At 37.3% G+C, this 14,115-nt stretch carries 11 protein-coding genes; all 11 read left to right on the forward strand.

What is annotated here, in order from left to right; all coding sequences use genetic code 11:
- Positions 1-505 precede the first annotated feature (505 nt).
- Complete coding sequence (locus tag WBF63_RS00155) at positions 506-697, forward strand: helix-turn-helix transcriptional regulator (protein WP_424367662.1); 192 nt, start codon at positions 506-508, stop codon at positions 695-697.
- 1 nt (position 698) lies between these two features.
- Complete coding sequence (locus tag WBF63_RS00160; RefSeq protein ID WP_424367663.1) at positions 699-4,046, forward strand: helicase-related protein; 3,348 nt, start codon at positions 699-701, stop codon at positions 4,044-4,046.
- A 1-nt stretch (position 4,047) separates the two neighbouring features.
- The gene (locus WBF63_RS00165; protein WP_424367664.1) at positions 4,048-7,434 is read left to right on the forward strand and encodes an Eco57I restriction-modification methylase domain-containing protein; all 3,387 of its coding nucleotides are present in this window, start codon (positions 4,048-4,050) and stop codon (positions 7,432-7,434) included.
- 21 nt (positions 7,435-7,455) lie between these two features.
- Positions 7,456-8,049: a DUF4062 domain-containing protein gene (locus tag WBF63_RS00170; RefSeq protein WP_424367665.1), complete on the forward strand. Its 594-nt coding sequence runs from the start codon at positions 7,456-7,458 to the stop codon at positions 8,047-8,049.
- Positions 8,046-9,539: an RNA-binding domain-containing protein gene (locus WBF63_RS00175; protein ID WP_424367666.1), complete on the forward strand. Its 1,494-nt coding sequence runs from the start codon at positions 8,046-8,048 to the stop codon at positions 9,537-9,539. The genes WBF63_RS00170 and WBF63_RS00175 overlap by 4 nt, the downstream gene beginning before the upstream one ends.
- A gap of 11 nt (positions 9,540-9,550) precedes the next feature.
- A complete protein-coding gene (locus WBF63_RS00180) occupies positions 9,551-9,997 on the forward strand; it encodes a DNA-binding protein (RefSeq protein ID WP_424367667.1) in 447 nt (148 codons plus the stop codon).
- Between the two features lie 266 nt (positions 9,998-10,263).
- On the forward strand, positions 10,264-11,178 hold the full coding sequence (locus tag WBF63_RS00185) for a glutaminase (protein WP_115620122.1): 915 nt from the start codon (positions 10,264-10,266) through the stop codon (positions 11,176-11,178).
- A 391-nt stretch (positions 11,179-11,569) separates the two neighbouring features.
- Entirely contained in the window at positions 11,570-11,902 is a 333-nt protein-coding gene (locus WBF63_RS00190) for an ArsR/SmtB family transcription factor (RefSeq protein WP_424367927.1), read from the forward strand.
- 19 nt (positions 11,903-11,921) lie between these two features.
- Positions 11,922-12,395, forward strand: coding sequence for a DUF6428 family protein (locus WBF63_RS00195; protein ID WP_070486568.1), 474 nt, complete (start codon positions 11,922-11,924; stop codon positions 12,393-12,395).
- A gap of 9 nt (positions 12,396-12,404) precedes the next feature.
- The gene (gene arsB, locus WBF63_RS00200; protein WP_424367668.1) at positions 12,405-13,439 is read left to right on the forward strand and encodes an ACR3 family arsenite efflux transporter; all 1,035 of its coding nucleotides are present in this window, start codon (positions 12,405-12,407) and stop codon (positions 13,437-13,439) included.
- On the forward strand, positions 13,436-13,864 hold the full coding sequence (locus tag WBF63_RS00205) for an arsenate reductase ArsC (protein ID WP_424367669.1): 429 nt from the start codon (positions 13,436-13,438) through the stop codon (positions 13,862-13,864). Before arsB ends, WBF63_RS00205 begins: the two co-directional genes overlap by 4 nt.
- The last annotated feature ends 251 nt before the right edge of the window (positions 13,865-14,115 follow it).

Below are 14,115 nucleotides of genomic sequence, written 5' to 3' on the forward strand. Positions count from 1 at the left end.
ATCATTTTCTGGAACCAAGTTCTCTAAGCTGGTTTGATAGAATAGTTTGGGGGTAAATTTCTTCCGTCCTTGCATACAACAAGATACACATTTTTTTTGATAATGGGGAGTTGTGCAACAAGCACATCGGTTTGGCGAAATGCGGGCAGAAGTGCTAAATTCAACATTTGTGCTTTTTAGCCGCCAATGCTGTTTGCATTGGCATTTTTTGTAATTTAGCCAACGGCTCACAGCATTGGCTCACGTTCGTACTAAATTGAACCTTTCGTCCAATTTATCCCACACTATCGCCAAGCGCCAAAACGTTGTGCAACATGCTGAAAAAGCCAACGCGCAAATAGGCACATTTGGTTTTTGCCGACACACAACCAAACGCAAAAAACCAAAAGAGCATATTTTTTTGCCAACGCTCGGACAAACTAACAATGAAACGAACGAAATGTATATTGAAAAATGAGATAAACGAAAATTTTGGGCTATTTTAGCGACTTAAATTTATACGGACATGAACCGAATAAAGAAAGTACTCGAAGAGAAAGGAATAAAACAAACATGGTTGGCTGAAAAACTTGGAAAGAGTTACAATATGGTCAACGGATACGTGCAGAACCGACAGCAACCAAGACTTGAAGTACTTTTCGAAATTGCCAAAATACTTGATGTAGAAGTCAAAGATTTAATAAAAGAAGAAAGATAGTATGCCAACAATATTCGACAACATTGAGAAACACCTTGAGGAAGGACTAAATAAAACCTTGGCAAAATCGGAACGTGCAGATTTTTGCATTGGCTACTTCAATTTAAGAGGTTGGCAAAAAGTTGCCAGTGTGATTGACAAACTTCCGGGTGGACATATACCGGAAGAATTCGATGATGATACTAAATACCATTGCCGAGTATTGATTGGGATGCAGAGATTACCTGAGGAAGAAATTCGAGACTTCTTTTCAAACGAAAAAAAAGCTTTAGACAACAATATTGCACTTGAGCTAAAAAAGAAGATTGCAAAGGAGTTTAAAGAGCAATTAGTCATAGGTAATCCAACCAATCAAGATGAAATCGCCTTAAAAAAACTCTCCAAACAATTAAGGCAAAAGAGAGTAGTTGTGAAGCTTCACTTAAAGCATACCCTTCATGCCAAATTATACCTTGCTCATCGTGACGACTATAATAGCCCAACCATTGGTTTCGTGGGTAGCTCGAATTTAACTTTTGCAGGTATTAGCAAACAAGGTGAACTGAATGTTGACGTTGTTGAAGGTGATGCCGCAAAAAAACTCTCTAAATGGTATCAAGACCGTTGGGAAGACAGGTGGAGCATTGATATCACAGAAGAGTTGGCTCAAATCATTGACGAAAGTTGGGCAACTGAAAAACTGTACTCCCCTTATCATGTCTATTTGAAAATTGCCTATCATCTTTCAAGAGAAGCAAGAGCAGGAATTTCAGAATTTCAACTTCCCAAGGTTTTTGAAAAATCCCTTCTTCCCTATCAGCAAAGTGCAGTTAAGGTAGCTGCCCATCATTTGCATCATCGAGGTGGTGTTATCATTGGAGACGTAGTTGGTTTAGGAAAAACTATTACCGCAACGGCTTTAGCCAAAATGTTTGAGGATGATTTTTTCCTGGAAACTTTAATCATCTGTCCGAAAAACTTGGTGGAAATGTGGCGTGATTATGTCCACAAATTCCAATTGCGAGCAAAAGTAATTTCAGTTACACAGGCTCAAACTAAATTGGCCAATGAGCGAAGATACCGACTGATTATTGTTGACGAAAGCCACAATCTTAGAAATCGGGACGGGAAACGATATCGTGCGATTCAAGAATATATCCATTTAAATGATAGTAAGGTTATCTTGCTAACAGCAACGCCATATAACAAGACGTATCTCGATTTAAGCAATCAACTGCGATTGTTTTTAGACGAAGAGTACAATTTGGGAATTAGCCCCGAACAATACATTGAAAGCATTGGCGGCAGAGTTCACTTTTTAGCCAATCACCAAGTTTCGGAAACATCCATACCTGCATTTGAAAAAAGTCCATTTTCTGACGATTGGGCTGAATTGATGCGACTCTTTTTGGTAAGAAGAACACGTAGTTTTATTAAATCGAATTATGCAATTGACGACCATGAGGTGGGACGAAAGTATCTTGAATTTCCCGATGGTACACGATCCTACTTTCCGGACAGATTACCTAAAAAAGTAGAGTATGTTTTCGACCCAAAAGATCCCAAAGACCAATATGCACAATTGTATTCCAAGAAGGTAGTTGATGCCATAGATGATTTAATTCTTCCTCGCTATGGTTTAGGGCAAGAAGGCTATGAAAACAAAACACCGAGTGTAACCATTACGAACGAGGAAATTATCATCAAAGAGAACCTTGGTCGTGCAGGTACAAGGTTAATTGGTTTTGCAAGAACCAACTTATTCAAACGCTTGGAAAGTAGCGGTTACTCATTTTTACTTTCCATTAGCCGACATATTCTTCGGAATTATCTATTTATTTATGCCATAGAAAATGACTTACCTTTTCCTATTGGCAAACAGGAAGCAGGTTTGATAGATGATTTCATGTATTCGGATTCAGATAATGAAGATGACGACAATTCCGAAATTTTGACCACTCAAAAGCAGTATCTTGAAAGAGCTGAAAAATATTATGATTCACTGTTCGCCAAGAAATCTAAATACCAGTGGATTAGAAGTCAGTTGTTTAATGAGAAATTAAAAAATGATCTCATTGGCGACAGCAAAGAACTCATGAGTGTGTTGAAATTAGGTAAAGATTGGCATCAAGAAAATGACCGCCAGCTAAATGCACTTTACAACCTTGTTACCAAAAAACACAAGGACGAAAAAATATTGATTTTCACTCAGTTTTCCGACACGGCTAACTACCTCTATCAATCCTTAAAGAAAAGAGGACTTGAAAAAGTAGAATGTGTGACAGGCGCTAATGAAAATCCTACAGCCTTTGCTCATCGATTCAGTCCCAGAAGCAACGAGAAGGATATTCCGAAAGGGCAAGAAATTCGTATACTTATCACGACTGATGTTTTGAGTGAAGGTCAAAATCTACAGGATGCTCATATTGTACTCAATTTCGATTTGCCATGGGCACTTATTAGGCTCATCCAAAGAGCAGGTCGTGTGGATAGAATTGGCCAAAAGCACCATGAAATTTTGTGCTATTCATTTTTACCTGAAGATGGAATAGAAAATATTATCAACCTCAGAGGAAGGTTAAAACAACGCATTAAGCAAAATGCAGAAACAGTAGGATCTGATGAAGTATTTTTTGAAGGTGACCCAGTGAATATAGCCGATTTATACAACGAAAAATCAGGCTTATTAGATGAGGAAGAAGATATTGAAGTGGACTTAGCTTCTTACGCTTACCAAATTTGGAAAAATGCCATTGATGCCGAACCTGAATTAGCGAAAACTATTCCCGATTTACCCGATGTGATTTATGCCACCAAGAAAGGAAGTGAAGACCAAAAGTTAAACGGTTCCATTGTTTACACCAAAACACACAATGAAAATGACATCTTGGCTTGGGTGGACGAAAAATATAAAATCGTTACTCAGTCTCAGTTTCAAATTCTCAAAGCGGTGAAATGTGGCCCTGATGTTGAACCTTTAGAGCGCTTTGAAAAACATCATGAATTGGTAAAATTCGGACTCAATCACATTAAGGAAACGGAAGCCAAAGTAGGCGGACAGTTGGGCAAAAAAACAGGTGCTCGTTATCGGGCTTACAATCGATTGGAACGTTATGCATCACAAAATGAAGGTACGCTTTGGATAACCGAAGAACTCAAGCGTGCTATTCAGGATATTTACGATTACCCTATGCGCGAGTTTGCGCGTGAAACCATCAACCGTCAATTGAAAACAGGCATTACCGATGAAGAATTAGCGAACCTTGTGGTGTCATTGCGGGAAGATGTCAAGCTAAGTTTGATTGGTGATGATGATAGCAAGCAAAAAGAGCCACAAATCATTTGTTCCATGGGATTAAAAATCAAGTAGTATGAAGAAACAGACATTTACAAACTACATCAAGGATTTTGATTTCGAAACGCTCTTCAATGAGTTAGGATGGGACACATTTAACAACCAATTGCCTGTTGCCGTTAATGATGATGCCTTTATGCTCAAAGGTGTGGCACAGAAAAAAGGTTTTGTCATTCTGCTTTGTCCGCCACTGCCTAATGGAAAAATTCCCGTTAGCAACATTCGTAAACAGATTGAAAACAAAGTGGCCAAAAACTACTTTGAACACTTGATTATCTATGCTGATCAAGACCAAAAGCACCAAATTTGGCAATTAGCATTTAAGGAAGAAAACAAACCGAAGCAAGTACGTGAGGTAAGTTGGTACAGTCACCAGGATGTGGAAGGCTTGTTCCAAAGGATGAAGAACCTTCTGTTCACTTTGGATGAAGAAGAAACCATCACCATTGTTGACGTAAAGCAACGTGTCTCGGAAAATTTTGCCAAAAACTCAGAGCAGGTCACCAAAAAATTCTACACCGAGTTTAAGAAGCAGCATGTTGCTTTTCTCGATTTTATTGAAGGCATTGACGACCACATTGGCAACAAGGAAAACCAGAATAAACAGTGGTATGCTTCACTAATGCTTAACCGCTTGATGTTTTGCTACTTCATCCAAAAGAAGGGTTTTCTTGACCAAGATTTGAATTACCTGCAAAACAAGCTCAAGCGATGTGAAGAACTCGAAGGGCAAACGAATTTCTACAGTTTTTACCGCAGCTTTTTATTGGAACTATTTCATGACGGTTTGGGCAAACCAAAAACCAAGCGCAAATCGGAATTGCCAGTTGATTTGGGCAAAATTCCCTACCTCAATGGTGGTTTGTTTGATGTGCACGAATTGGAACGCCAATTTGACCAAATTGAAATCGATGATGATGCCTTCAAAAAGATTTTTAACTTTTTTGACCAATGGAATTGGCATCTGGACAGCAGCATCGAGTCCACCGGTAAAGACATCAATCCGGATGTAATTGGTTACATTTTTGAAAAGTACATCAACGACCGGGCAGCCATGGGTGCTTATTACACCAAAGAAGACATTACCGACTATATTGGCAAAAACACCATCATTCCGTTTCTGTTTGACGAAACCGAACGGCATTACAAAGAAGCTTTTAAACCGGATGCTGAGCTTTGGCAGTTCTTAAAAGACAGTGGCAATACCTACATCTACGATGCAGTAAAACACGGAATTCCTGAGGGCGATGATTTGTTTGCCGATTTACCTGAGGATGTTCAAACAGGCATTCATCACCCTTTGGAGGATAAAGTAGTAGTAGCCTCCACCCAACCGCATTTGTGGGAAGTCCGCCAAGCATGGAACCAAAAAACACCTGCCGAAATTGGTCTGCCAACCGAGATTTACCGTGAATTGATTGAACGCAGAAAACGCTTTGCAGACATCAAGTCCAAAATAGAAAAAGGCGAAATCAACCACATCAACGATTTTATTACTTACAACCTCAATATCCGTCAGTTTACCCAAGACTTTATTGAGAATACAGAGGATGCTGCTTTTATCCGTCATTTCTACAAAGCCATCAATAAGATTACGATACTTGACCCAACTTGTGGTTCAGGTGCATTTTTGTTTGCAGCACTCAATATTTTAGAACCGCTTTATGAAGCTTGCATCATTCGCATGGAGCAGTTTGTAGCCGAACAACCGGGCAAACACAAATTCTTTGAAGAAACACTTGCGGAAGTAAAAAGCGACCAACATCCCAATCTGCAATACTTCATTTTTAAGAGCATTATCCTGAACAACTTATATGGCGTGGACATTATGAACGAAGCGGTGGAAATTGCCAAACTGCGTTTGTTCTTAAAATTGGTAGCCACCGTAGATGTAAATCCCCGAAAAGACAACTTTGGATTAGAACCTTTACCCGATATAGACTTTAACATCCGTGCAGGAAACACCCTGATTGGTTTTGCCACTGAAAACGAACTGCTGCAAACCATACAAAAGAAAGAGCCTCTCTTTGCTGCCGATAAATTAGAAGAATTTAAGGAAGAATTTCAATTGACGGCACAAGCCTTTGAGCGATTTCAAGATAGTCAATTAATGACCGACCAAGGGAGTGAAAGTTTTAAGAAAACAAAAGCCCAATTGGTAGCCAAGCTAAAAGAACTCAACCATAAACTTAACGTCTATCTTGCTACCAACTACGGCATAGATGCCGAGCGAAAACCCAAGGAGTATGAAGCTTGGCTACACAGCCACCAACCCTTTCATTGGTTTGCAGAATTTTATCAGATTGTTGCCGCTAATGGTGGTTTTGATTGCATTATTGGGAATCCGCCTTATGTTGAGTATTCAAAAACCAAAAAACAATATTCATTACAAAACATTGAATGCATTTCCTCAGGTAATTTGTATGCGTTTGTAATTGAAAGATCATTACTATTCCAATCTACCTCTGGTTACAATGGTATGATTATTCAAATGTCAGCTTTTTGTACCCCAAGGATGGCGAGTTTCCAGAACCTCTGGTTAGGAAGGGCAGAAATATCATCAATTGCTTTTTTTGATGACCGGCCAGGAAAGCTATTTGATGGATTAGAACATATTCGAGTTGTGATAAACATTTTAAAGAAAGGTGATTATTCCAAATTCATCAAAACAACTGGTTATATAAAATTCTATTCTGAGCATAGAAATGACATGTTTCAAAATATTAATTATACAAATAATGACAACTCAAGGTTGCCGTATTGTGTGCTGAAAGTTTCAAATAGCTTAGAACATAATATAATTCAAAAGTTGTGGTCTAAAAAGAAAACAATTTCTTTTCACGAACTACCGAAAGGTAAGAATGAAAATTTTGTTTATTATGGATATGGATACGGCTATTTTGGCAAAATATTAAATTATAAATCACATTTTTGGGGAGAAAATGTATCTGAAAGCACTGGTGATAAATACTACTATTTAAGTAATGAATTTGATAGAGACGTTTTCGTTGGCATTCTCAACAGCACCTTGTTCTACTGGTATTACATTAATTCCTCAGACGGTCACAATTTCACAAAGACGGTAATTGGTAACTTCCCATTTGACTATAATCAAAATGAAGATTACGAGCATTTAATACGAGCAGTAAACGCCCTTATGATTGATCTAAAAAGTAAGACAAACCGGAAAAAAGCAAATTATAAATCAACAGGACAAGTTGAATATGATGAATATTTCCCGAAAAAATCAAAGCCCTTTATTGATTGTATTGATGTGATATTAGCAGAGCATTACGGTTTTACGGAGGCGGAGTTGGATTTTATCATCAATTACGATATCAAGTACCGCATGGGCAAGGCCTTGTTTGGGGAGGCAGATGAAAGTGAGGAGGATGAGGAATAAGCATACAATAACATTATAACGATGACAGCAGATGGAAAAATAGAAATCATGGTAGCTTCTTCAGTCTTGGGATATGAAGACCAGGTAGAACGTGTATGCGGTCTTTTTGAGCAAATGGGGTATCAGCCTATAAGCTCACATTACAAAACCATGCCTGTTGACCCATCAAAATCCAATTTGGAAAACTGCCTTACTGCTGTTGAAAATTGTGATGCTTTTTTTGGAATCATCAGACCAAATTACGGCACAGGTGTGATTGGAGATACGTCCATTACCCACGAAGAGATGAAAAAGGCCATTGAACTGAAAAAGCCAAGGTGGTTTGTAGCTCATCGAGATATTCGGGTGGCAAGAGTACTGCTAAAGCAATACAGGTATTTACCAGATGGAACATTAAATCCAACATTTGCCTATAGACCCAATAAATTGATGGATGACATTCGGGTTATTGACATGTACAACGATACCATTTTGAATGACATTCCACCCGAAGAACGAGTTGGCCATTGGGCAGATGAGTATTTCAATATCAAGGACATTGAAAAGGTTATTGAAACGCAATTTGGTAAAATGGATAGAATATTCGACATCATCGAAAAAATGAAAACGGTATGAAAACAGGTGATGTAAACTATATACAAGACATTTTGCAGAAGAAAGAATCTGCAACATTGGAGTTTAAAGCTACCTTCAACAAAGAGGAGTCTGCCAAAGTAATATGCTCTTTTTTAAATCGAGATGGTGGCCATTTGGTCATTGGTGTTGAAGACTCTCAAAAAGTAATCGGGCTAAAAAATGCAGATAAAATAGCCTCAGAATTCCAAAACTTTTTAATAGCTGAAATTGTACCCGAACCTGCAATTTCAGTGGATATTCAAAAAGTTGATAAAATGGATGTTTTGGTTATTTCCGTTTGGAAAGGAACCAACCAGCCATACATTTATAATGGCGGTGTATATTATCGTTTAGGAGCTAAAACAGTTCAAGCAAACTCCAAGCAATTGGCGGACTTGATTCATAAAGAAACCGATCGCAACCAACGTTGGGAAAGCAAATCTGCCATTGAAGTAGATGTAGAAGATATTGACTTGAATGAAGTGTTGGATTGCATGAAAGATGCAAACAATACCGGTCGCGAGCAAAGCTTACCTGACAATCCCTTGCAATTTTTGAGTAAGTATGGACTTTATAAAAATGGTGATTTTACCAATGCAGCAGTTGTTTTATTTGGAAAGCAACCTGTTAAGTATTTCCCTCAAGTAAGAGTTCGCCTATCTGTTTTTAAAACCGATAAAACAGGTGAAGCCCTTTTGTACGATAAAATATTTGATGACAACCTTTTCAAATCTATCCGACAAATAACTGATTTCTTTGATTTAGCTTATGGCGTTTCCAGTTCGTTTCAATCAACCAAATGGACCCGTACAGACAAAGCGTCTTTTCCAAGACTTGCTATTCGAGAAGCCATTTTAAATGCTTTTGTTCATCGGGATTATTCTTCGTTTTCAAGTAGTATAGCCATCAACATTTATCCTGATAAATTAGAGGTTAACAGTTACGGTAGTTTGCCAAAGGGTATAAGTGTTAAGTCGTTGTCTGAAGATCATTTGTCGATTCCTGTCAATCCTGACATTGCCCACATTTTCTTTTTAAGAGGTTGGATAGAGAAGATTGGTATCGGAACGGTAAAGATGATTGCTCATTGCAATAAATTAGGTTTTAAATCACCTACTTGGAAGGTGAAAGACAATACTGTTTCGGTAACGTTTCCTGATGTGATAGTACCTTTTAACTACAATGAGGGAATAACTGAGGGAATAACTGAGGGAATAACCAAACTGATTGAAGAGGGAGTATCTGAGGGAGTAATTGAGGGAATAACCGAGGGTGTAAAAGAGTCCATGACACAGATCGTTTCAATAATTCTCACGGAAAAAAGTATTAGAGCTTCTGAAATTGCTGAAAAGCTTAACAAGCCTTACAAAACACTAGAACGCCACATTTCAATATTGAAACAATTAAATGCAATAGAGTACAAAGGATCAAATAGAGCAGGAGGCTATGAAATAACTAAAAAGTTTTCTGCTTTGCTAAAGGATAAATAGACCGTTATAAAATGGAATATTTCGGAAACAAGGACATACTGAAACATCACAAGACAGGCTTTCTAAGTTCAAGAAAATGCCCGGCAGAAGTCGTCCTCAAAAGTTACGAATGGGCTAAGCTTCAAAGAAACAAAGGGAACTGTGTGGTCTGTGGTAATCACTCACAAATTGAACGAGATGTATTTGAAATTCTATTGAAGGGAGAACAACCGCTTGTATTGGTATTACCCAGGGGACTAAAAAAGCGTTGGGACAAAAGTTGGCTTGAAAATATAGAGAAAAACAGATTGCTGATTGTTTCACCCTTTGCGATAGACATTACAAGAGTGACGAGAGAAACTGCCATTCATAAAAATGAAACAATTCTAAGTCTAAGCGAAAATATAGTGGTTGGGTACAAATCACCCAATGGACAACTAGACAGATTACTAACGAACTTAAAATTTGACCATGTTTAATCCCCGCTTCAAAGCCACACACATTACCAAGCCGCACAAGCCCACGCTCAAACCAAAGCTTGGCAAAGAGTGTGTCTGCCCCAACGCCACGGACGACCGAAGAGAAAGCACGATTGCACAACAATGTATAAGCGTAATGCGGGCGAAAGTGCTGATATGAAAGTAATTACATTAAATAAACTAACAGCTAAACGGAAAGTGAAGTGCCTTGAAATCCCGCACTACGCATAGCCGAGACCGTTGTGTACAATTAAATTAAAAAAGAGGTGAATTTAGAAGAAATAGTTAGGGCAACCTATGAAGAGGTTAAAAATACAGATGACAAAGGACGATTGGCATCTTATATTCCTGAGTTGGTTAACGTTGATTCGGAAAGTTTTGGAGTATTTATATCAACAATTGACCACACTAATTTTGGTATTGGCAATTTTAACGAAAAATTTTCGATTCAGAGTATTGCAAAAGTACTTTCACTAAGCTTAGCATATAGTATTCTTGGCGAGAAAATTTGGACAAGACTTGGAGTAGAACCTTCAGGAACAGCATTTAATTCTCTAGTTCAACTTGAAGCAGATAAAGGCATACCTCGAAATCCCTTTATAAATGCTGGAGCAATTGTTATTTCAGATATTCTACTTAGCAATCTGAAAAACCCAAAAGAAGAATTTTTATCTTTTATTAGAAGCATTTCCAATAATTCAGAATTAAACTATTCACGCAAAATAGCTGCTTCAGAAAAAAGCGTAGGATTTCGAAATGTGGCATTATGTAATTTCATTAAATCCTTTGGAAATATTGAAAATGAACCCTCAGATGTTCTTGACTTCTATTTTGATCTTTGCTCTCTTGAAATGAATTGCAAAGAGCTTTCAGAATTATTTTTGTTTTTAGCAAACAATGGCTGTAACATATTTGCTAACAACTCGATACTTACCAAAAGCCAATGCAAAAGAATAAATGCACTAATGCAAACTTGTGGCTTTTATGACGAATCTGGAGAATTTGCCTTTAAAGTTGGACTTCCTGGAAAGAGTGGTGTTGGAGGAGGGATTGTTGCAATCCATCCAAATCATTATGCGATTGCAGTTTGGAGTCCGAAATTGAATGAAAAAGGAAATTCATATAAAGGGATGAAATTTCTTGAAGAGTTTACAACAAAATCTCAGTTATCGATATTTTGAGATGAAATAGCCATGATTGGAACAAATCACCAACCGAAGATGATATTATAACCAATCTGGCGTATTCCATGTGACCCATAAAAATAAATAATAACACATGAAAACTGTACACAACAGCCGCTTTGCAAAAGCGGGGGTTTTGTGCTTCTATGAAAGTGAAGTCCTAAATTCAAGCTTAGTGCATCTAATAACGTTCAGTGCTAAAACTCCCCGCCATCGCAAAGCCCCAAAACGTTAGGTGCAACCCTATCGAACATTCGTACATAAATCGACAATACTCTAAAAAATCAAACTTATTTAACTTTTATAGACAGTTGAAATTTATTTCAAAAAATAATTGACTACTAATATCTTTATCGTAATATTGCAATATAGAAATATAGAAATGGAAATAGAACAAACAAAACCAAAGGATTTTACAGACAGCCAACACGAAATTGCTCACATTATAAAAGCATTGGGACATCCTGCTCGAGTGGCTATCATAGAATATTTATTATCAGTTGACACTTGTATCTGCGGAGATATTGTTGATGTACTTCCTTTAGCACAGCCAACTGTTTCAAGGCATTTAAAAGAACTTAAAAATGCAAAACTAATTAAGGGAACCATTGAAGGTAACACGATTTGCTATTGCATTGACGAAAATACTATTGAAGAACTGCAAAAATATTTTACAAATATTTCGGCAAAACTTACCCTAAAAAACAACAATTGTTGTTAATCATATAAATAATACAAAAATGAAACTATCACAAGTAAAAGCACTTTTACCAACCTTAGAAAATGTAACATTCAAATTGGAAAACGGCTCTTTCGTTCCAGAACATTTTCACGTAACCGAAGTCGGAATGATTACAAAAAACTTCATTGATTGTGGTGGAGTAATTCGTACAGAAAAAACCGTAAATTTTCAGCTATGGAATGCCGATGATTTTGAACATCGTTTAAAACCTGCTAAACTTTTAAACATCATTAAACTTTCCGAAGAAAAATTAGGCATTGAAGATGCAGAAATTGAAGTAGAATATCAAAGTGACACAATTGGAAAATATGCGTTGGCTTTTGACGGAACAAATTTCATTTTGCAAAACAAAACAACTGCTTGTTTAGCACAAGATGCGTGTGGAATTCCGTCCGAGAAAGTAAAGAAGAATTTATCCGAACTATCTGTAAATCAAAATGCTTCTTGCACACCAGGTGGTGGATGCTGTTAAGTATAAGCTATGCAACCAAAATTAAAATTTCTCGACCGTTATCTGACCCTATGGATATTCCTTGCAATGCTTATTGGCATTGGTTTAGGCAATTTTTTTCCAAACATTTCAACCTTTACGAATTCCCTTTCAGTTGGCACAACCAATGTGCCGTTGGCTATCGGATTGATATTGATGATGTATCCACCTTTGGCAAAAGTAGATTACAGCTTGTTACCTAAAGCTCTAAAAGACAAAAAAGTAATTGCCATTTCCTTGATATTAAATTGGGTTATCGGGACCGTTTTGATGTTTGGTTTAGCCGTTCTGTTTTTACGAAACGAACCCGAATATATGTCGGGATTAATTTTAATTGGTCTGGCAAGGTGTATCGCAATGGTTATTGTGTGGAGTGATTTGGCAAAAGCAAACAGAGAATACACGGCATTATTGGTCGCCCTAAACAGTATCTTTCAGATATTGACTTACAGTTTTTTCGTTTGGCTTTTCATCAACATATTGCCCAATAAATTAGGGATTGCTAATTTCAATGTAAGTGTTTCAATGAAAGAAGTTACACAAAGCGTTTTGATATATTTAGGCATTCCTTTTTTTGCTGGTTTCGTGAGCCGTTATTATTTAGTGAAATCGAAAGGTATTGAATGGTATAATAGAAAGTTTGTTCCAAAAATATCGCCTATTACATTGTATGCTTTACTGTTTACCATTGTGCTGATGTTCAGTTTAAAAGGCGACAAAATATTGGAGTTGCCTTTAGATGTCATAAAAATAGCGATACCATTAATCATTTATTTTGTACTCATGTTTTTCGTGAGTTTTTTCATTAGTAAATTTCTAAAAGTCCCTTATGATAAAAATGCATCTATTGCATTTACAGCTACTGGCAACAACTTTGAATTGGCAATTGCGGTCGCCATTGCGGTATTTGGCATACACTCGCCTCAAGCCTTTGTGGGTGTAATCGGGCCTTTAGTTGAAGTTCCTGTTTTGATATTATTAGTCAGAGCAAGTCTATTTTTAAAACGAAAATATTATAAACAATGACAAAGAAAATTTTAGTGCTTTGCACAGGAAACAGTTGCAGAAGTCAGATAGCTGAAGGTTATTTACGACATTTTGTGAACGGAAATGCAGAAGTTTACAGTGCAGGTGTCGAAACACACGGAGTAAACCCAAAAGCCATTGCAATAATGCAAGAAGACGGAATTGATATTTCAAATCATACGTCAACCAACATTGATGAATATTTCGACATTGATTTTGATTTTGTCATTACAGTTTGCGACAATGCCAAAGAACGTTGTCCGTTTTTTCCAACTAAAGCAAAAAAGTTTCATCACAACTTTTCAGACCCAGCAAAAGCAACAGGAACAGACGAAGAAATTAATGAACAGTTCAGAGAAGTCAGACAGCAAATTAAAGAATACTGCGAACGATTTATAGCGGAAAATCTAAAGGGAAACCAATAAGGGCAGCACCTAATAACTAAGTTTTCGTTTTGCCCGCAGGGCAAGAAATGAAAAATCTGTTGAACGGAACCGATGGTAGCCGCTTTGCTATCTATGGAGTTGTTGATTGGTGATTACAGGGCACTTTGCAAACAGAATATGTATGCTTTTTTGTGGCAGTAGTTTTCGTGGGCGTTTGTAGTTGTTTTAGTAAAGGCTGGCACAGACCTTCCCCTACCCATAAAAATTATTTAAGCAGCAGCTACCTAAGA

The sequence above is a fragment of the Moheibacter sp. genome, assembly GCF_049672845.1.
Classification (GTDB): domain Bacteria; phylum Bacteroidota; class Bacteroidia; order Flavobacteriales; family Weeksellaceae; genus Moheibacter.